The 17,869-nt window shown below is 74.4% G+C and carries 20 protein-coding genes; 10 read left to right on the top strand and 10 right to left on the bottom strand.

The window, feature by feature from the left end; genetic code table 11:
* Nucleotides 1-26 precede the first annotated feature (26 nt).
* A complete protein-coding gene (locus tag ACI79P_RS07580) occupies nt 27-1,085 on the top strand; it encodes a YihY/virulence factor BrkB family protein (protein ID WP_456580425.1) in 1,059 nt (352 codons plus the stop codon).
* 168 nt (nt 1,086-1,253) lie between these two features.
* On the opposite strand, the gene ACI79P_RS07575 is transcribed toward ACI79P_RS07580, so the two are convergent.
* Nucleotides 1,254-1,484, bottom strand: a complete 231-nt coding sequence (locus tag ACI79P_RS07575) for a DUF3039 domain-containing protein (protein WP_456580424.1) — start codon at nt 1,482-1,484, stop codon at nt 1,254-1,256.
* Nucleotides 1,485-1,575: 91 nt separating this feature from the next.
* On the opposite strand from ACI79P_RS07575, the gene ACI79P_RS07570 reads away from it, so the two are divergent.
* Nucleotides 1,576-2,505 carry a pseudouridine-5'-phosphate glycosidase gene (locus tag ACI79P_RS07570; RefSeq protein ID WP_456580423.1) on the top strand — a complete coding sequence of 310 codons (930 nt, stop codon included), beginning with the start codon at nt 1,576-1,578 and terminating at the stop codon, nt 2,503-2,505.
* A gap of 8 nt (nt 2,506-2,513) precedes the next feature.
* The gene (locus tag ACI79P_RS07565; RefSeq protein ID WP_456580422.1) at nt 2,514-3,392 is read left to right on the top strand and encodes a carbohydrate kinase family protein; all 879 of its coding nucleotides are present in this window, start codon (nt 2,514-2,516) and stop codon (nt 3,390-3,392) included.
* 469 nt (nt 3,393-3,861) lie between these two features.
* Here ACI79P_RS07565 and ACI79P_RS07560 read toward each other — a convergent pair whose 3' ends face one another.
* The 3 genes from ACI79P_RS07560 to ACI79P_RS07550 all read right to left on the bottom strand — a co-directional run bounded on the left by ACI79P_RS07560 (nt 3,862) and on the right by ACI79P_RS07550 (nt 5,560).
* On the bottom strand, nt 3,862-4,200 hold the full coding sequence (locus tag ACI79P_RS07560) for a DUF3099 domain-containing protein (protein ID WP_456580421.1): 339 nt from the start codon (nt 4,198-4,200) through the stop codon (nt 3,862-3,864).
* A gap of 105 nt (nt 4,201-4,305) precedes the next feature.
* Nucleotides 4,306-4,890 carry an HhH-GPD-type base excision DNA repair protein gene (locus tag ACI79P_RS07555; RefSeq protein ID WP_456580420.1) on the bottom strand — a complete coding sequence of 195 codons (585 nt, stop codon included), beginning with the start codon at nt 4,888-4,890 and terminating at the stop codon, nt 4,306-4,308.
* 64 nt (nt 4,891-4,954) lie between these two features.
* Nucleotides 4,955-5,560: a class I SAM-dependent methyltransferase gene (locus ACI79P_RS07550; RefSeq protein WP_456580419.1), complete on the bottom strand. Its 606-nt coding sequence runs from the start codon at nt 5,558-5,560 to the stop codon at nt 4,955-4,957.
* Between the two features lie 62 nt (nt 5,561-5,622).
* Here ACI79P_RS07550 and ACI79P_RS07545 point away from each other — a divergent pair, with 62 nt between their 5' ends.
* From ACI79P_RS07545 to ACI79P_RS07535, 3 genes are all read left to right on the top strand, one after another.
* The gene (locus tag ACI79P_RS07545; RefSeq protein WP_456580418.1) at nt 5,623-6,270 is read left to right on the top strand and encodes a TetR/AcrR family transcriptional regulator; all 648 of its coding nucleotides are present in this window, start codon (nt 5,623-5,625) and stop codon (nt 6,268-6,270) included.
* Nucleotides 6,271-6,310: 40 nt separating this feature from the next.
* A complete protein-coding gene (locus ACI79P_RS07540; protein WP_456580417.1) occupies nt 6,311-6,478 on the top strand; it encodes a hypothetical protein in 168 nt (55 codons plus the stop codon).
* A 403-nt stretch (nt 6,479-6,881) separates the two neighbouring features.
* Nucleotides 6,882-7,412 carry a DUF421 domain-containing protein gene (locus tag ACI79P_RS07535; RefSeq protein WP_456580416.1) on the top strand — a complete coding sequence of 177 codons (531 nt, stop codon included), beginning with the start codon at nt 6,882-6,884 and terminating at the stop codon, nt 7,410-7,412.
* 39 nt (nt 7,413-7,451) lie between these two features.
* On the opposite strand, the gene ACI79P_RS07530 is transcribed toward ACI79P_RS07535, so the two are convergent.
* Both ACI79P_RS07530 and ACI79P_RS07525 read right to left on the bottom strand, forming a co-directional pair.
* Nucleotides 7,452-7,928, bottom strand: coding sequence for a hypothetical protein (locus ACI79P_RS07530; RefSeq protein WP_456580415.1), 477 nt, complete (start codon nt 7,926-7,928; stop codon nt 7,452-7,454).
* 139 nt (nt 7,929-8,067) lie between these two features.
* Nucleotides 8,068-8,781 (bottom strand): GAF and ANTAR domain-containing protein, encoded by a 714-nt coding sequence (locus tag ACI79P_RS07525; protein ID WP_456580414.1) that lies wholly within the window; start codon nt 8,779-8,781, stop codon nt 8,068-8,070.
* A 371-nt stretch (nt 8,782-9,152) separates the two neighbouring features.
* On the opposite strand from ACI79P_RS07525, the gene ACI79P_RS07520 reads away from it, so the two are divergent.
* Nucleotides 9,153-9,617, top strand: coding sequence for an ATP-binding protein (locus ACI79P_RS07520; protein ID WP_456580413.1), 465 nt, complete (start codon nt 9,153-9,155; stop codon nt 9,615-9,617).
* Nucleotides 9,618-9,664: 47 nt separating this feature from the next.
* On the opposite strand, the gene ACI79P_RS07515 is transcribed toward ACI79P_RS07520, so the two are convergent.
* On the bottom strand, nt 9,665-10,204 hold the full coding sequence (locus ACI79P_RS07515) for a hypothetical protein (protein ID WP_456580412.1): 540 nt from the start codon (nt 10,202-10,204) through the stop codon (nt 9,665-9,667).
* Nucleotides 10,205-10,353: 149 nt separating this feature from the next.
* Here ACI79P_RS07515 and dtd point away from each other — a divergent pair, with 149 nt between their 5' ends.
* Nucleotides 10,354-10,785 (top strand): D-aminoacyl-tRNA deacylase, encoded by a 432-nt coding sequence (dtd, locus tag ACI79P_RS07510; protein ID WP_456580411.1) that lies wholly within the window; start codon nt 10,354-10,356, stop codon nt 10,783-10,785.
* Between the two features lie 279 nt (nt 10,786-11,064).
* Complete coding sequence (gene sigB / locus ACI79P_RS07505; protein WP_456580410.1) at nt 11,065-12,051, top strand: RNA polymerase sigma factor SigB; 987 nt, start codon at nt 11,065-11,067, stop codon at nt 12,049-12,051.
* A gap of 184 nt (nt 12,052-12,235) precedes the next feature.
* On the opposite strand, the gene ACI79P_RS07500 is transcribed toward sigB, so the two are convergent.
* The 3 genes from ACI79P_RS07500 to ACI79P_RS07490 form a co-directional block, all read right to left on the bottom strand.
* The gene (locus ACI79P_RS07500; RefSeq protein WP_456580409.1) at nt 12,236-12,832 is read right to left on the bottom strand and encodes a class I SAM-dependent methyltransferase; all 597 of its coding nucleotides are present in this window, start codon (nt 12,830-12,832) and stop codon (nt 12,236-12,238) included.
* A 103-nt stretch (nt 12,833-12,935) separates the two neighbouring features.
* Nucleotides 12,936-15,623, bottom strand: coding sequence for a bifunctional acetate--CoA ligase family protein/GNAT family N-acetyltransferase (locus ACI79P_RS07495; RefSeq protein WP_456580408.1), 2,688 nt, complete (start codon nt 15,621-15,623; stop codon nt 12,936-12,938).
* Nucleotides 15,624-15,689: 66 nt separating this feature from the next.
* The gene (locus ACI79P_RS07490) at nt 15,690-16,871 is read right to left on the bottom strand and encodes an acetoin utilization protein AcuC (RefSeq protein WP_456580407.1); all 1,182 of its coding nucleotides are present in this window, start codon (nt 16,869-16,871) and stop codon (nt 15,690-15,692) included.
* Nucleotides 16,872-17,026: 155 nt separating this feature from the next.
* Here ACI79P_RS07490 and ACI79P_RS07485 point away from each other — a divergent pair, with 155 nt between their 5' ends.
* On the top strand, nt 17,027-17,752 hold the full coding sequence (locus ACI79P_RS07485; RefSeq protein WP_456580406.1) for a metal-dependent transcriptional regulator: 726 nt from the start codon (nt 17,027-17,029) through the stop codon (nt 17,750-17,752).
* Nucleotides 17,753-17,869: the final 117 nt, after the last annotated feature.

The following is a 17,869-nucleotide window of genomic DNA, read 5'->3' as shown; positions in this document are numbered from 1 at the left end:
CACGCCCGGGCGTGCACACTGGTCAGGTGAGCGCCGTCCTCCCCAGCGGCTCGCCCGCCGGGGTCGGCGCGGACGAGGCCGCCGAGCACGCCGCCCCGCAGGGTGCCACGCGGCTCGACCTGCCCCGGCCCTCCCGGGTGCGCCGGTGGCCCGGTCCGCTGCGGGTGCCCCTGCAGGTGCTCGGCCGCACGCTGGCCAAGGCCTGGCAGGACCGCATCATCGGGCTGTCCGCGGAGGCGGCGTTCTGGCAGATCCTGTCCGTCCCGCCGCTGCTCATCGGGCTGCTGGGCTCGCTCGGTTACCTGGGCTCGCTGATCGGCGACGGCGCCGTCGCCCAGATCGAGGCCCAGCTGCTCGACGCGTCGGCGCAGGTGCTCACCGCCGACGTCGTCGACGACCTGGTGCGCCCGACGCTCGCCGACATCCTCGGCTCCGGCCGGCTGGAGCTGGTCAGCGTCGGTTTCCTGCTCTCGCTGTGGGCGGGGTCGTCGGCGACGGCGACCTTCATGAACACGATCGTGATCGCCTACGACCAGCGGGACGTGCGCGGCCCCATCCACACCCGGCTGATGGCGCTCTGGCTCTTCGTCGTGGGGCTGCTGCTGGCGGTGCTGACCCTGCCGCTGCTGGTGCTGGGCCGCGGCAGGCTCGTCGCACTCGTGCCGGAGAACTGGCGGGACACCACCGACATGCTGATCAACGCGGTCTACTGGCCGATGGTGGTCATCGGCATGCTGCTGGCGCTCACCAGCTTCTTCCACGTCGTCCTGCCGCACCGGCTGCCCTGGCGGCGGCAGCTCCCCGGCGCGGTGCTCAGTCTCGGCTTCTTCCTCGTCGCCGCCCTGCTGCTGCGCGCCTACGTCAGCGACATCCTGACCGTGGCGCTGCCCTACGGAGCGCTGGCCGCACCGATCGGCGCGCTGCTGTTCTGCTTCTTCTTCGGGATGGCGGTGCTGCTCGGCGCCGAGCTCAACGCCACGATCCAGGCGCGGTGGCCCGCGCCGCTGCGCCGCCACGAGCGTCGCCGGCAGGAACGGCGGCAGGCCAAGCTGGACGAGGAGGCGCGCCGACTCGGCCTGCGATGAAGCGATGACATCGCGGTCCTCCGGACCGCACCGCCACCAGTGCCGTCCCCAGCTGCGCGGAGCGCGTCCGTCGTCCCTGCGCGGACCCCTCCGGGGCCCACTCGGGATGACCCGGCCCCCTGCAGGGACCCTCCGCGAGCCTGCGAGCGGTGGGGGCAGGGCGTCCTTCTACTCCTTGCGGAGCTGCTCGTAGACCTCCTTGCAGGCCGGGCACACCGGGCTGCCGGGCTTGGGGCTCTTCGTCACCGGGAAGACCTCGCCGCACAGCGCCTCGACGAGGGTGCCCATGACGGCGCTCTCGGCGATCTTGTTCTTCTTGACGTAGTGGAAGACCTCGTTGGCGTTGCCGGTGTCGGAGTCGCGGACGTCCGGCCGCTCGAGGATGTCGCTGCTGCTCATGCGGGCTCCCTGCTCGACGGTGCGGTCGTGCGGCGGCCGCGCGGCCGGGGTCGCCGCGGTGCTCGGCGCACCCGCCAACCATGATGACAGGGTGCCGCTGCCGACCACCGCTCCCCGCCCGGTCCTCTCCCCCGAGGTCGCCGACGCCCTCGCCGCCGGCCGGCCGGTCGTCGCGCTGGAGAGCACGCTCCTCGCCCACGGCCTCCCCCGGCCGGACAACCGGGCGGCCGCCGACGACGTCGAGGCGGCGGTCCGGGCCGGCGGCGCGGTGCCGGCCACCATCGCCGTGCTCGACGGCACCCCGCACGTCGGGCTGACCCCCGACCAGGTCGACCGGGTCTGCGCGGACCCCGACCTGGCCAAGCTGGGCGTCCGCGACCTGCCGGTGGCCGCGGCGCTCGGGATGAGCGGCGCCACGACCGTCTCCAGCACCGCCCTGCTGGCCGAGGCGGCCGGGGTGGCCGTGTTCGCGACCGGCGGCCTGGGCGGCGTGCACCGGCAGTCGATCGAGACCTTCGACGAGTCCGCCGACCTGACGGCGCTGTCCCGCACCTCGGTCGTCGTGGTCTGCGCCGGCGTGAAGTCGATCCTCGACGTCCCGGCCACCCTCGAACGGCTGGAGTCGCTGTCGGTCACCGTGGTCGGCTACGGCACCACCACCTTCCCCGGCTTCTACGTCGCGGACTCGGGCTCGACCGTGGACTGGTCGGTCGCCGGCCCCGAGCAGGCCGCCGCGGTGTTCGCGGCCCGCCGCGGGCTGGCGCCGGGGGCCGTGGTCGTGGCCAACCCCCTGCCGGTCGACCAGCAGCTGGACCGGCAGCTGCACGACCGCGTCATCGCCGACGCGCTCTCCGCGGCAGATGCGGCGGGCGTGCGCGGCAAGGACGTCACGCCGTTCGTCCTGGACCACCTGCACCGGGCCAGCGAGGGCGCGACGCTGGAGGTGAACGTCCGGCTGGTGCTGCGCAACGCGGAGCTGGCCGGCCGGATCGCCGCGGCGCTGGCCGCCCGCACCGCCTGAGCGCGACCGTGCAGCCCCGGGTCGTCGTGGTCGGCGACGTGGCCACCGACGTCGTCGCCGTCCTCGCCGGGGAGCCGGCGCCGGGGTCGGACCGGCCCGCGCGGATCGTCAGCCGTGGCGGTGGCGCGGGCGCCAACGTGGCGGCGCACCTAGCCCGCCTCGGGACGCCGGTGCTGCTGGCCGGCTGCATCGGGGACGACGCAGCCGGCGCCGGCCTGTCCGCCGAGCTGACGTCGGGCGGCGTGGAGCTGCGGCTGCGCACCGTGCCCGGCGCGGCGACCGGGACGATCGTCAGCCTGGTGGAGCCCGACGGGCAGCGCAGCATGCTGGCCGACCGCGGCGCCAACCTCGCGCTGCGCCCGGCCGACGTCCCGGCTCCCCCGCCGGGCGGCCACCTGCACCTGTCGGGCTACACCCTGCTGGACCCCGGCCCCCGGGACGCCGGGCTGGCCGCGCTGCGCACGGCGGCGGCTGCCGGGTGCAGCGTCTCGGTGGACCCGGCCTCGACCGGCCCGCTGCGCGCCTACGGCGTGGACCGGTGGCTCGCGGACACCGCGGTCGCGACGCTCGTGCTCCCCAACGCGGAGGAGGCGCGGCTGCTCACCGGCTGCGCGGACGTCACCGCGGCGGCGCGGGCGCTGGCCACCCGGCACGCGATCGCCGTCGTCACGCTCGGCGCCGACGGCGCCCTGTGGGCGGCGGGCGACGAGCTCGTGCACCGGCCCGCCCATCCCACGGACGTCGTCGACACCACCGGCGCCGGCGACGCGTTCGCCGCCGGGCTGCTCGCCGCGTGGCTGGGTGGGCCGCGGCCCACCCCCGGCGAGGCGCTCGATGCCGGGCTGGCCCGCGCGGCCGAGGTGGTCCGCCGCGCCGGCGCACGCTGACCCCGGCCGCGTCACCGGATCGCGACCTCGGCGCGTGGGGGCGTCGCCCAGGTTTGGGCAAGCCTCACCTGGGCCGATCGCCCCGGCCATCGGCACGGTGCTGCCGTTCCTCGCCGTGGGCCTGCTCTCCACCGCAGCCTGAACTCCGTGGCCCCGGGGGACGAGCTCGCCGCCGGCCTCGGATGAGGGGGTGGCCCGATCGGCTTCGTCGTCCCCCGCTGACCGACCTCGACCGGGCCCGCGCCACGACCGTCGTCATGGTGCTGCAGAACCTGGACATGGCCGCGCGCTACGCCGACCACCTCATCGCCCTGGCCGACGGGCGCCTGCGCGCCGCCGGCGTGCTGACCGAGGCGTTGCGTGCGCGCCGTCTGCGGGTTGGAGAGCCCGGTCGTGGTGGACCCGACGTCGGGCCGGCCGCCGGTGCTGCCGATCGGCCGCCACCACGTGCAGGCGCCGGTCGGGACGCTCAGCCCTCGATGATCCGCCCGGAGCGGGCGGGGTTCTCCAGGACGCGGTCGGGGCGCACGTCGACGCCCTGGAGGCGGGTCCGCGGCTTCGGCGGCCGGTCGTTGGCCATGACGACGGCGATCCACGGCAGCACGGTGCCCAAGATCGCCAGGATGACCATCAACCAGACGATCTTGTAGAAGACGGCGGCCAGGATGAGCGCGACGCCACGGATGGCCATCGTGATCGCGTACCGCCGCTTCCGGCGGGCCTGCTGCTCGGCCAGGCTCGGGGCCGCCTCGGTGATGAGCACCGGCTCCGGCTTGCGTGTACGCGGGAACTGCTGGCTCGAGGCCACGGGCACCCTTCCCCTCGCTGGCCGGTGTCCGCGGGGGATCGCCCCTGCGGCTCTCCGGACCGCCCCCATGGTGCCACTGGGACGGGCCCGGTGCAGGCGACCCGGTCAGCCCTGCGCGGCCGCCTTGGCCGCCTGCTTCTGCTCCTGCTTGAACGCCCGCACCTCGGCCAGCGACTCGGGGCCGGTGATGTCGGCCACCGAGCGCCGGGAGCCGTCGATCCCGTAGTCGCCCGCGGCCTCCCGCCAACCCGGCGGCGTCACGCCGTACTGCTTGCCGAGGAGGGCCAGGAAGATCTTCGACTTCTGGGCACCGAAGCCGGGCAGACCGTTGAGCCGCTTCAGCAGGGTGGCGCCGTCGCAGCCGTCCGCCCACAGCCCCTCGACCCGGCCGTCGTAGCGCTCGACCAGCGCGCGGCACACCTCCTGGGCCCGGCCCGCCATCGAGCCGGGGTACCGGTGCAGCGCCGGAGGACCCTGGAACACCCGGACGAGCTCCTCGGGGTCCATCGCCGCCAGCTGCTCGGCCGAGAGCGCCTCCACGCCGAGGCGGTCGGCCAGCAGCCGCGGAGCACCGAAGGCGCGCTCCATCGGGAACTGCTGGTCCAGCAGCATCCCGATCAGCAGCGCGAGCGGGTCACGGCTGAGCAGCTCGTCGGCGGCGTCGTCCTGGGCGATGCGAAGCGTCGGCACACCGAGATCGTGCCGTAGGAGGGGCTCCTGGCGATGACCCACCGCCACGGCGACCGCTCCGCCGTCACGCTCTTCGCAGGCGGTACCAGCGCGGCGCGGTCCGCCGGAGCGGGCCGGGCATCCCGGTCACGTCGGCGAGCACCTCGTCGGCGAGGGTCCAGCCGGGAAAGGCGGTCTCGACGTCACCGCGGCCGGCCCCGCGCGGCAGGAGGGAGCGCCGCCCCGGCCAGAAGGCGAGCATCAGCAGGGTCGCGCCGGGGGCGGCGACGGCGGTGACCCCGTCCCCCACCGCCACTCGCTGGCTGTCCGTCAACCCGTGGAAGCACCCGACGTCGAGGAAGAAGCCGACCTCGCCCACGTCGGCCCGCCGCAGGGCGGTGACGTCGCCCTCCAGGAACGTGACGTCGACCCCCTGCTCGGCCGCGCGCGCCCGGGCCTGGCGCACGGCGGCGCCCACGGCATCGATCCCGGTCACCGCCCAACCCCGCTGGGCCAGTTCCAGGGAGTGCGCACCGGTTCCGCAGCCCAGGTCGAGGGCGCGTCCGTACGGCGGGGTCCGCTCGGCCTCCTCCCGGGACAGCAGTGCGGCGAACTGGCTGGCTGCCTCCCTGCCTGCGCGCTCCCACGGGGTGATGCCCAGCCGGTAGGCGATGGCGTATCCGGTGCTCATGCGGCACCTCTCGTCATTTCGGTCCTAGTTGCACTAGGACGAATACCGGTAGCGTGCTCCCCGTGGCGGACCCTGTCAACCGACGGCCGTACCGCTCCCCGCTGCGCGCCGAGCGGGCGAGGAGCACCAGACGCCGGATCGTCGCGGCGGCCGTCGACCTGTTCCTCACCCGGGGCTACGCCGGCACGACCCTGGCCGCGGTCGCCGGCGGCGCCGAGGTGTCGGTCGACACGGTGTTCCACCTCTTCGGCTCCAAGCGCGGTCTGCTGCAGGCGGCGCTGGACACCGTCGTGGGGGGTGACGACGCCGACGTCCCGCTGCTGGACAGACCGGATCCACAGGCCATGCGGGCCGAGACAGACCAGCGTCGGCAGATCGCGGCCTTCGCCCACGGCATCCTCGGCCAGCTGGAGCGGATCGCTCCGGTCGATGACATGCTGCGCGGCGCTGCCGCGGTCGATGCCGACGTCGCGGCCATGCGCGACGATCTCCACCTGCGCCAGCGGCGGCAGGCCATGACGACCGTCGCGGGATGGATCGCTTCGAACGGCCCCTTGCGGGACGCGATGCCGGTGGACGAGGCAGCCGCCGTCCTGTGGGCCCTCACCAGCCCCGAGCTGCACCACATGTTCCGGGTGCAGTGCGGCTGGTCACCGGACCGGTACGAGCGCTGGCTGCGCACCACACTCGAAGACAGCCTGCTGCCGTGACGGGCCGTGGTCAGCCCACCGGGGGCGTGTGAGCTGTCAGGTGGTATCCATCCCCGACGACTCGGGTCCGGACCTGGTCGAGCGGATCCTCCGCGCCCTCGAGGCCGGGGAATCCACCGGCGCGGACACCGAGGGCGCGCTGTCGGGATCCGTGCAGCCGACCCGGGACGACCCGCTCGGGCAGATGGTGCGCGAGCAGGGCGGCTGAGGCGGGCTGCCCGGGCTTCCACCACTGCCCCGTCGGGCGGGAGCTCGATGCCCACGGGTCGCCCGCACCTCGCCGGACCCGGACCTCCGGCAAGCCGCCGCGGCAGCGGTCCCGTCGAGGCGCGTCCTTGCCCCGGCAGCCAGGTCGGCAGACCGGCACGGCGGGGCGTCCCCCGCCGGCACCCGGGGAGCACCACGGCGCGGCCCGAGGCGGTCGGCGCGGCAGCCCGCGACCGCGCCATGGGCGTCCCGCTGGGCGATGCTGGGTCGGACGCTGCTGCGCAGGAGCTCCGGATCGCCCGCGTGGCCATGCCGGAGCCGATCGCCCGGTGGCTGCGGCAGCGCGGCGTTCCGGCCGCGATCCCGCCGTTTCCCGCAGCCCCGACACCGACGGAGGTCGCCGCGTGAACCAGGTCCAGTTCCTCTGGGATAGCTGGGACCCGATCCTGCGCATCGTGCTGATCGGCGTGGTCGGATACGTCTGGCTGGCCCTGCTGCTGCGCGGTACCGGCCCCCGCAACATGGCGAAGATGACACCGTTCGACTTCATCATCACGGTGACGCTCGGCTCGGCGTTCGGTCGGGTGCTCACCGCTTCCGAGGTGTCCCTGGTCGAAGCTCTCGTGACGTTCGCGCTGCTCGTCTCGCTGCAGTGGGCCTTCGCGGCAGGCCGTGCCCGTTGGCCTGCCCTGAAGAGCCTGCTGGATCCCGGCCCCACGCTGCTCTACCACGACGGGCGGCCGGTCGACCGGGCCATGCGCCGGCACCGGATGATCGAGTCGGACCTCCACTCAGCAGCGCGGGAGAACGGCTTCGGGTCGCTGCGAGACGTCGCGGCGGTGATCCTCCAGGCCGACGGCAGCTTCGCGGTCATCGGCTCCGACAAGATGGGGGACGGGGCCTCGGTCCACCCCTACACCTCCGACGGAGCCTGATCCCCTGCGCGGGCGCCGCTGCCTTCGTCGCCCCGGCGCCTACCCCGACACGTCCTGCGCCTCAGGATCTCCGGAGGAGACGAGGATCCGCTCCGCGAGCGCGGCCTCCAGGCTCTCGGTCACCAGGTAGCCGACGCCGGCGACGAACGGCGCCAGCGCCCAGACGGCGAGGTGGGAGAACCAGACGCTCACCAGCGTCGCGGCGCCCAGCCCGACCAGCACGGACAGCATGTTCATGCTCGTACCCAGCGCCAGCGTCTGGGTGGGGTGCTGCGGCATCGGGCGCCGGAAACCCCTCGAGAGGATGCCCTCGAGCAGCGTGAACGACAGGACCGCACCGGCCGCGTACAGGTAGATGCGCGCCAGATCCGGCGACCCCTGGGTCACCTGGCACACCCCGAAGGTGACGGTGACCAGGATCGAGAAGCCGAACGTGGTGCTCTCCCGCCCCACCGTGCTCCGCAGACCCCGGACGACGGTGCCACGCGCGTCGCCGGTGTCCTCGTCTGCCGCCATGACGTCCTCCTCGACCTCGCGCCACCGGCGCTCCGGCGCTCGGCAACGGTGCTCGATGGCCCCCTGTACCCGGACCCGGCCGGGGATGCTCACCGCCGGGAGAAAGCCCGGTCGAGGTCCGCGGAGGGTCAGGCCCGGATCAGCGGCCGACGCCGGGCGGGCTGACGCCGGTCTCGATGACCCGCCGGGCGATCTCCACGAGCTTGGTGTTGCTCGCCTGGGAGGTCGCGACGAGCACCTCGAACGCCCGGTCGGCGGTGATCTTGTGTCGTTCCATCAGCACGCCCTGGGCCTGGCCGATGAGGTTGCGGGTGACGAGCGCCGCCTCGAGGTTCCGCCGGTCGGACGCCCGCGCGTGGGCGATGGCGGAGTGGCCGGCGAAGCTGACGGCCAGGGCGATCGCGGAGCCGTCGAAGGCGTCGGGCTGCCGACCGTAGACGTTGAACGAGCCCCAGGCGCTCCGGCGGCTCCGCAGCTGCACCGACAGCATGCTGCGCACCCCGAGGTCGGTGGCGGCCGCCGGCCCCCAGCGCGGCCAGCGCGGATCGTCGGCGACGTCCTGGCTGTGCACCACCTCGGCGCCCGCCGCCGCATCCAGGCAGGGGCCCTCGCCCAGCTGGTACTGCAGCGAGTCACCGGCGCGGGCGAGGTCTCCCGATGCGGCAGCGGTGGAGACGTCCCGGCGCTCCAGCACCGTGATGCTGGCGCTGGTCGCTCCCTCGATGTTCGCGACGGCGAGCTCCACGGCGCGGGCGAGGACGTCGTCGGGGTCCGACCGGGCCAGCATCTCGTGCGCCAGCCGGTCGACCAGCTCGAGCAGCACCGGTCCCGGTGGAACTCCCTGGCCGGTCACGCAGAGCCTCCCCTCACGACCGGGACAGTCCTCGCTGTCGACAACCGGATCGCGGACGACCCGATTCTGGCACGCTGGGACCAGCCCCTGCGGACGGCGCCCCACGCAGCGGCCCGGTGCGGGGCACGCACCGGGCCGCTCCACGTCGGAGGGACCGGCTCACCGGCAGGTTCAGGGCGGCCGGCTCCCCGCGGAGCCTCCGGATCGACAGAGCGCCACCGTGCCGCCGCTTACCGCGCCGGCGAGTGGGTACCGCGGGGTGGACGGAGCTCTAACAGCACGGGTCCGGTCGCTCGACGGGTGCGCACCACAGCTCTCCTGGGGACGAGGACCTCTCGCATGTCGGTCCTCCGGCATCCCGGGAGAGGTAGATGACAGAGAATTTCTGGGCGCACCAGCCACCGCCGGCGCCCGACGCGGGGGCGCCTCCCATCTGGCGCGGCGAGCCGGCGACGGCGGCCGAGGTCAGCGCCGGCCGCGCCCAGCTGCGCACCGCGGTGGCCGATGCGGCCGCCGTGACCGATCCCGGCGACGACGACCTCGACCGGTTGATGCTGGTCTTCGAGGAGCTGGTCTCGAACGGGCTGCGGCACGGTGCTCCGCCGGTACGGGTGACGGTCACCGGCACGTCGGGCGGCTGGCTCCTCCAGGTGAGCGACGCCGCGGCCGACCGGCCACCCAGCCCGCCCGTCGACCGGGACCCCGCCGCCGGCGGCATGGGCCTGAACCTGGTCGCCGCGCTCTGCCCGGCGCACGGCTGGGACGTGCACGCGGGCCGCAAGGTGGTGTGGGGCTGCCTGGAGCCGACGCCGCCCCTCGGTCGGTACGGCCGCTGACGGCGGTGCCGCGAGCCCCTGCGGCACCGCCGTCCCCGCGTCGGGGGTCAGTCCCGGTCGCGCCACCCGCGTCCGCCTGGACGTGGGTCGTCGTCGGCCACCCGCTCGGTGATCCGCTCCTCCAGCTCCGGGAGGCGCTCGTCGGCCTCCTCCTGGGTGAGGTCGCCGTCCTCGACGGCCTGGGCGAGGCGCTCCTGCCCGGCCGTCACGAGCGCGTCGACGAGGGTGTCCACGGCGACGCCCTGCTGCGCGGCGACGTCGGCCATCGAGGTGCCCTCCGCGGCCAGCGCCTCCCGGAGCTGGTCCTCGGTGAGGCCGAGGGCCGTCGCCGCCGTCGCCAGGTCCATCCGGCCACCGCCCCGGTCGGAACCTCTGCCCAGCCCGCTGCCGGCCAGCGTCGCGGCCACCTCGTCGGCCTGCGCCCCGGTGAGGGAGCCGTCGTCCACCAGCCCCGCGAGGGCGTCGCGGATGCGGTCCTGCCGGGTGGTCGAGGAGTCCTCGTCGGCCAGGGCCGGGACCGCGGCCGCCAGCCCCCCGCCCAGGGCGAGCACCCCGGCCGTCGTCGCGATGATCAGTTTCTTCCGCACGTTCCGCTCCTCCGTCCGGGCCGGTCCTCGTGACCGGTCCGGCAGCAGGGTGGCCGCGCCACCTGCGGCGGAGCTGTGCGCAGACCCGGCAGGCGCCTGTGACCTGACCGCCCTCGCACGGCACTCCGGCCACCGGGGACGATGCCCCGGTGCGCGCAGTGGTGAGCCGGGTCGGTGCAGCGGCTGTAACGGTGGACGACGTCGTCGTCGGCGAGATCGGGCGGGGACTGCTGTCACTGGTCGGAGTGGGTCGCGACGACGACGCCGCCCGGGCCCGGGCGATGGCCCGCAAGATCCACGAGCTGCGCATCTTCCCCGGCCCCGATGGCGCCGCCTCGGCCTCCGACCTGGGGCTGCCGGTGCTCGTCGTCAGCCAGTTCACGCTGTACGCGGACACCCGCAAGGGCCGCCGGCCGTCGTGGCAGGACGCCGCCCCGGGTGAACTCGCCGAGCCGCTCGTCGAGGAGGTCGTCGCCGAGCTGCGCCGCCGGGGCGCCACCGTGGCCACGGGGGTCTTCGGCGCGAGCATGCGCGTCTCGTCGGTGAACGAGGGGCCGATGACCCTGCTGCTGGAGGTCTGACGCACCGCCTTCGTCATGGGAATGACATGTCTGGGACTCCACGGCGGCGGGTACCGGCAGGTGACCGAAGACACTCCCTGTCGGTTTGCTGTGAACGACCGGATCGCGGAACACCGGACCCCTCAGTGGCCGTTGTGCAGGGCGTACCACACCGGACAGAGAAGAGCGGGACCGGCCGGTGACCCCGGACCGTGGCCCCCGCTCCACGCCTGGAGAGCACCGCCGCCCATCGCCGCCCGGCGGGTGCATCCGAAACCAAGGCAAGGACGAAGACCCATCGTGACGCTGCTGCAGTCCTCCCCCACCGACACCCTGGACGTGCGCGCCCCCCGGCGGGAGCCCGACACCAGCGGCCTGGTCTCCACCGACCTCGTGCGCGTCTACCTCAACACCATCGGCAAGACCGCTCTGCTCACCGCGGAGCAGGAGGTGGAGCTGGCCAAGCGGATCGAGGCCGGGCTCTACGCCGAGCGGCTGCTCGCCGAGCAGGAGGGCCTCACGCCCGCCCGCAAGCGCGACTACAAGATCCTGGCCACCGACGGCAAGGCCGCCAAGGCCCACCTGCTCGAGGCGAACCTGCGGCTCGTCGTCTCGGTGGCCAAGCGCTACACCGGCCACGGCATGACGTTCCTGGACCTCATCCAGGAGGGCAACGTCGGCCTGATCCGCGCCGTCGAGAAGTTCGACTACACCAAGGGCTTCAAGTTCTCGACGTACGCGACGTGGTGGATCCGCCAGGCGATCACCCGCGCGATGGCCGACTCCGGGCGCACCATCCGGCTGCCCGTCCACCTGGCCGAGCAGGTCAACAAGGTGGTCCGCACCCGCCGGCGCATGCACCAGGAGCTCGAGCGGGAGCCCACCGCCGAGGAGCTGGGCCTGGAGCTCGACCTGCCCGAGGAGCGCATCACCGAGCTGCTCGAGTACAGCCGCGACCTGGTCAGCCTCGACCAGACCGTCGGCGCCGACGAGGAGTCCCGTCTCGGTGACTTCATCGAGGACGCCGACGCGGCCGTGGCCGAGGACGCCGTGGCCTTCCAGATGATGAAGGGCGACGTGCGCAACGTCCTCTCCACGCTGGAGGACCGCGAGCGCGACGTCGTCGTCCTGCGCTTCGGCCTGGACGGCGGGCAGCCCCGCACCCTGGAGCAGATCGGCAAGCAGTTCGGTCTCTCCCGCGAGCGGGTCCGGCAGATCGAGCGCGAGACGATGGCCAAGCTGCGCGACCCGCAGCGCGCCGACGCCCTGCGCGACTACCTCGCCTGATCCGCACGACCACCTGATCGGCGCGACCGGCCGATCGGCCCGAGGGCCCGTCACCACCCGGTGGCGGGCCCTCGTCGCGTCGGTGGCCCGCCACGATCAGGGGACCTGATCATGCAGCGTCCTCCCTCACGGCCCGCGGTGAGGGAGGACGCTGGGCGGTGAGGGAGGACGACGGAGCCCCTGCCTACCGCATCCGGAGGCGGTACCACTGCGGCGAGGTGCGGTTCAACGGCCAGCCCAGCCCCGCGGTGTCCGCCGGCTCGACCGACAGCACGTCCCACCCGACGAACGCGGCCTCGACCTCGGCCGGGGACACGCCCCCGACGGAGGAGCGCACCCGGGTGGGGCCGAAGGCGAGGACCAGCAGCGTCGCGCCGGCGTTCGCCAGCGCCGACACGCCCGCGCCCTCGGCCTGCCGACCGGCGGCTCCCAGACCCTGGAAGCAGCCGACGTCGAGGAAGAGGTCGAACGTCCCCGTGTCGTCGGCCCCGGGCAGGTCCGTCACGTCGCCCACCACGAAGCGGGCACCGGGGACGGCGTCACGCCGGGCCGCCTGGACCGCCCGGGGCGCGGCGTCGATGCCCACCGCGTCCCAGCCCCGGCGCGCGAGCTCGTTCGTGTACAGGCCCCGCCCGCAGCCCAGGTCCAGCGCCCGTCCGGGCGGGGTGGGGCGGTCGGCCTTCTCCCGGGCCAGCAGGGCCCCGGTGCTCGCGGCGGCCGCGGTGGCGTACCGCTCCCACGGCGTGAAGCCCACGCGGTAGGCGAAGGCGTACCTGGTCATCGCCGACCTCCGGTCGCACGTCGGACCCGTCGCAGGAAGTGCAGCAGCCGCGCCCCCCGCTGACCACCACTCCGCGCGCCGTCTCGACGCCCGGCCTCCGACGTCAGACGGGTGAGCGCATGCGGCGGGGACCCGGGTCGACGCGGGCGGTCGGCGGGCCCACCACCCCGGTGCCGCCGGCGACCACCAGCGAGCGGCCGCCGTGCCACGGGTTCGCCGGCCCGACGATCACCGGCTCCAGCCTGAGCCGCAGCACCTCCGGCAGGTCGTCGGCCAGCCGGGCCACCCGCAGCAGCAGGTCCTCCAGCGCGGCGAGGTCGACCGGCTCGGAGCCCCGGTACCCGTCCAGCAGCGGGAAGGCCCGCGGCGAGCGCACCAGCTCGGCGGCGTCCAGGTCGGTCAGCGGCAGGGTGCGGTAGGCGCGGTCGCCGAGCAGATCGGTGGCCACGCCCCCGAGCCCGAAGCTGACCAGCGCGCCGAACGACGGGTCGTCGACGATCTCGACCACGGTGGCCACGCCGGGAGCGGCCATCTCCTGCACGATCACCGGATCGCCGGACGGGATGGCGGCGAACGCGCTGCGCACCGCCTCGGCGTCGGGGAGGTCCAGCCGCACGCCACCGAGGTCGGACCGGTGCCGCAGCCACGGCGCGGTCGACTTGAGCACGACCGGGTAGCCGACCTCCTCCGCCGCCGCGACCGCGGCCTCCGCATCGGTGACCGTGCGGGTGCCCAGCAGCGGGATGCCGTAGGCGGCCAGCAGCCCGATCAGCTCGTCGTCGGTGAGCTCCCGCCCGGCCGGCGCCCCCTCCAGCGCGCCGTGGACGATCCGCTGGGCGGCGGCCTCGTCGACGTCGGGGAGCTCCGGCACCTCGCCGACGGGCCGGCGCCGCCAGCGGGCGTACTCGCACACCTTGGCCAGCGCGATGACGGCCCGCTCCGGCGTGCTGTACGACGGGACCGACCCGCGCGCGGGCATGCCGTGCTCGTCGAGGACGGCGAGCTCCGAGGGGATCCCCTCCGTCGACAGGAAGCTCGCCACGATCGGCTTGCCCGCGCGCACCGACACCTCGCGCAACGCCGGCCCGAACTCCTGGGAGCCCGCCATCAGCGGCGGCAGGAACACCGCGACGACGGCGTCGACGCCCTCGTCGTCCACGGCGTCCTGCAGCGCCGCCCGGAACGCCTCCGCGCTGCCGGCGACGCCGATGTCCACCGGCGCGGCGTGCGCCAGCTCCATCCCCTCCTCGAGGACGGCGTCGGCGACCAGGACCCCGATCGCGGTGGAGTTCCCCACGATCGCGACCCGGCTCCCCGCCGGCAGGGGCTGGTGGGCCAGCAGCATCCCGACGTCGAACAGCTGCGCGACGGTCTCGACCCGGATGACGCCGGCCGAGGCGAACAGCGCGGCCACCGACTGCTCGGGCACGGCCACCGAGGTGCCGGCCAGGCCGGGGGTGACCCCGACGTGCCGGCCGCTCTTCACCGCGACCACCGGCTTCGTGCGCCCGACGGTGCGGGCCAGCCGGGCGAACTTGCGGGGGTTGCCGAAGCTCTCCAGGTGCAGCAGCACGACCTCGGTGCCCGGGTCGGTGGCCCAGTACTGCAGCAGGTCGTTGCCGCTCACGTCGGCCCGGTTGCCTGCGGAGACGAACGTCGACAGGCCGATCCCGAGGCTGCGGGCCCGCTCGAGCAGCGCCACGCCCAGGGCGCCGGACTGGGCGAAGAACCCGACGCGGCCGCGGCCGGGGACCATCGGGGCGAGGCTGGCGTTGAGCCGCACCTCGGGGTCGGTGTTGACGACGCCCAGGCAGTTCGGCCCGACGACCCGCATGCCCGACGCCCGGGCGGACGCCACCAGCTCCCGCTCGGCGGCGCGCCCCTGGGGCCCGGACTCACCGAACCCCCCGGAGATGACGACCAGCCCGCGGACCCGCTTGCGACGGCAGGCCTCCACGACGCCGGCGACCTCGTCCGCGGGCACCGCGAGGACCGCCAGGTCCAGGTCGTCGGGGATGGACTCGATGTCGGCGTAGGCGGGGACGCCGCGCACGTGCCTGGCCCCCGGGTTCACCGGGTACACCGGCCCGGCGAAGCCGTAGTCCAGCAGGTGGCGGAGCACGGCGTTGCCGATCTTCCCGTCGTCGTTGCTGGCGCCGACGACGGCGACCGACGACGGCGTCAGCAGCCGGGCGATCGACCGGGACTCGCTGCGCTGCTCGCGCTCGTAGGCGACGGCGAGCGCGTCCTCGGTCTGCTCGATGGGGAAGGTGAGGTGGACGACGCCGTCCTCGTACGAGCGCTCCGCCTTGTAACCGGCGTCGCGGAAGATCCGCACCATCTTGCTGTTCTGGGCCAGCACCTCGGCGACGAAGCGCTTGATCCCGCGCTCGCGGGCGGCGGCGGCGAGGTGCTCGAGCAGCACCGAGCCCAGCCCCCGCCCCTGGTGGGCGTCCTCGACGAGGAAGGCGACCTCCGCGTCGTCGGTGCCGGGGTAGCGGTCGTAGCGGCCGACGGCGACGATCTGGTCGCCCAGCAGCACGACGAATGCCACCCGGGAGTCGTGGTCCACGTGGGTGAAGCGGTGCAGGTCGCGCTCGGAGAGCCGCTTCATCGGCCCGAAGAACCGGTAGTAGCGGGTCTGGTCGCTGCTGCGCTCCATGAGGCCGTTGAGGCCGTCGGCGTCCTCGGGGCAGATCGGCCGCAGGTGCACCGTGCCGCCGTCGGCCGCGACGATGTCGGCCTCCCAGCCCGGCGGCGGCGCGGGAGGGGCGGATTCTTCGGTCGTCACAGCAGCCTCCGGCCGCCCAGCAGGGTCCCACCACGAGCTTGCGGGTGGTGGGAGGCTGGGTGGTCCTCAATCACGGGGGTCGTCCGGGTCCAGGCCGAAGTAGGGGAAGCTCGCGCGACGGGTGCGCATGATCGCGCGGTCGACCCGCGACTCGGTGAAGGGGTCCCAGCGGGAGAAGCCGGTGTATCCGCCCTCGGTCATGTGTGTCGGTGGCCGGGCGCGCAGGCCGCGGCGGAGCACGTCCTCCCGCCAGGACTCCGGGATCTCGGTGGCCGGGTCCAGCTTCGCGCCGCCGGCCTCGGCGATCAGGTGGGTCCACGCCCGGGGCACGCAGCGCACCAGGCCGTACCCGCCCCCGCCGAGAGCGACCCAGCGCCCGTCGCAGATCTCGTGGGCCAGTTCGTGCATGGCCTTGTAGCTGGCCCGCTGCCCGTCGATGGTCAGGGCGAGGTCGGCCAGCGGGTCCTCGTGGTGGGCGTCGCAGCCGCACTGGGTCACGATGATCTGCGGCTGGAAGGCCCGCAGCACGCTGGGGACGACGGCGGTGAACGCCCGGAGCCAGGACGAGTCGTCGGTGCCGTTGGGCAGGGCCAGGTTCACCGCGCTGCCCAGGGCCTTGTCGGGGTCGCCGGTCTCCTCCGGGAAGCCGGTCCCCGGGAAGAGCGTGAGCGGCGTCTGGTGGATGCTCACCGTGAGCACGCGGGGGTCGTCGTAGAAGGCGGCCTGGACGCCGTCGCCGTGGTGGACGTCGAGGTCGACGTAGGCGATGCGCTCGTACCCCTGGCCCAGCAGCCAGGCGATGGCGACGGCCGCGTCGTTGAAGACGCAGAAGCCCGAGGCGTTGCCGCGCATCGCGTGGTGCAGCCCGCCGGAGATGTTCACCGCGTGTTGCGCGGCGCCGGTGTGCACCTGGCGGGCGGCGAGCACGCTGCCCCCGGTGATCAGGGCGGCGGCCTCGTACATCTCCGGGAAGATCGGGTTGTCCGCCGTCCCCAGGCCGTGGCCGACGCCGGGGTCGGCCGGCGCCCGGCGCACCGCCTCCAGGTACACCGGGTCGTGGACCAGGGTGAGCAGGTCCTCGCCGGCGGGTTCGGGCTTGAGCACCTGCAGCCGGTCGGAGGCGAGCAGACCCAGCCCGTCGGCCAGGCGCATCGTCAGGTCGAGCCGGACGGGGTGCAGCGGGTGGTCGCCACCCATCGTGTATCCGAGCAGCGCGTCATCCCAGACGACGGCGACCGAGTCGCTCATGGCACCTCCCCTGCGGCGCGCCCGGACGGGCGCGGGCGGCTCCGCCCGGACGCTACCGGGTCCCGTGCCGGCCGGTCGGTCGCCGAGTCCGCCCGCCGGGAGCCCGGCGCCGCGCGCCCGGCCCCGTAGACTGGCCGCCGACACGGAGGAGAGCTGTGAACGACCTCATCGACACCACCGAGATGTACCTCCGGACGATCTTCGAGCTGGAGGAAGAGGGCATCGTCCCGCTCCGGGCCCGCATCGCCGAGCGCCTGCACCAGAGCGGCCCCACGGTCAGCCAGACGGTCGCCCGCATGGAGCGCGACGGCCTGCTCACCGTCGAGGGCGACCGGCACCTGCAGCTCTCCGAGGAGGGCCGCCAGCTCGCGACCGCGGTCATGCGGAAGCACCGGCTCGCCGAGTGCCTGCTCGTCGACGTCATCGGCCTGGACTACGCCGACGTCCACGAGGAGGCCTGCCGCTGGGAGCACGTGATGAGCGAGGCGGTCGAGCGCCGCCTGCTGTCGCTGCTGGGCAACCCCACGGTGTCGCCCTTCGGCAACCCGATCCCCGGGCTCGAGGCGCTGCGCGGCGACGAGCCGCTGGGCGGCGAGACCTCCGCGGTCCTGGACTCGCTCACGCTGCTCTCGGGCACCGCCACCGCCGAGGGGCGTCCGGTGGTGATCCGCCGGATCAGCGAGCAGTTGCAGGAGAACGCCGACCTGCTGCGCGCGCTGGCCGAGCACGGGGTGCGCCCGGGGGTCACGATGACCGCTCAGCTCGTCGAGGGCTCGGTCAGCCTCGACGGGTACGTGCTGCCGATGGGCGTGGCCCAGCACATGTTCGTCAGCGCCACCGACGAGGAGCTCACCCCGCTCGAAGCCGCTCCGCTGCTGTGAAGTAAATCGACCGCAGCTGGCCTACGGATCTATGCCACGGGGTCGAGGGTGACGCGGTAGCCGAGGGCGCGGAGCTGGGTGATCAGGCGGTCGCGTTGACGGTCGGGGTTGGCTCGG

The sequence above is a fragment of the Blastococcus sp. SYSU DS0510 genome, from assembly GCF_054050835.1.
The sequence above is the reverse complement of the archived record's forward strand: the minus strand, read 5'-3'. Positions and strand labels throughout refer to the sequence as shown.

Excerpts from the sequence above, each read along its gene's own strand:
- ACI79P_RS07575 (WP_456580424.1), bottom strand. The coding sequence starts at position 1,484 with ATGAGCAGCAGCGACATCCTCGAGCGGCCGGACGTCCGCGACTCCGAC.
- ACI79P_RS07550 (WP_456580419.1), bottom strand. The coding sequence starts at position 5,560 with ATGAGCACCGGATACGCCATCGCCTACCGGCTGGGCATCACCCCGTGG.
- ACI79P_RS07530 (WP_456580415.1), bottom strand. The coding sequence starts at position 7,928 with ATGGCGGCAGACGAGGACACCGGCGACGCGCGTGGCACCGTCGTCCGG.
- ACI79P_RS07520 (WP_456580413.1), top strand. The coding sequence starts at position 9,153 with ATGACAGAGAATTTCTGGGCGCACCAGCCACCGCCGGCGCCCGACGCG.
- ACI79P_RS07500 (WP_456580409.1), bottom strand. The coding sequence starts at position 12,832 with ATGACCAGGTACGCCTTCGCCTACCGCGTGGGCTTCACGCCGTGGGAG.
- ACI79P_RS07490 (WP_456580407.1), bottom strand. The coding sequence starts at position 16,871 with ATGAGCGACTCGGTCGCCGTCGTCTGGGATGACGCGCTGCTCGGATAC.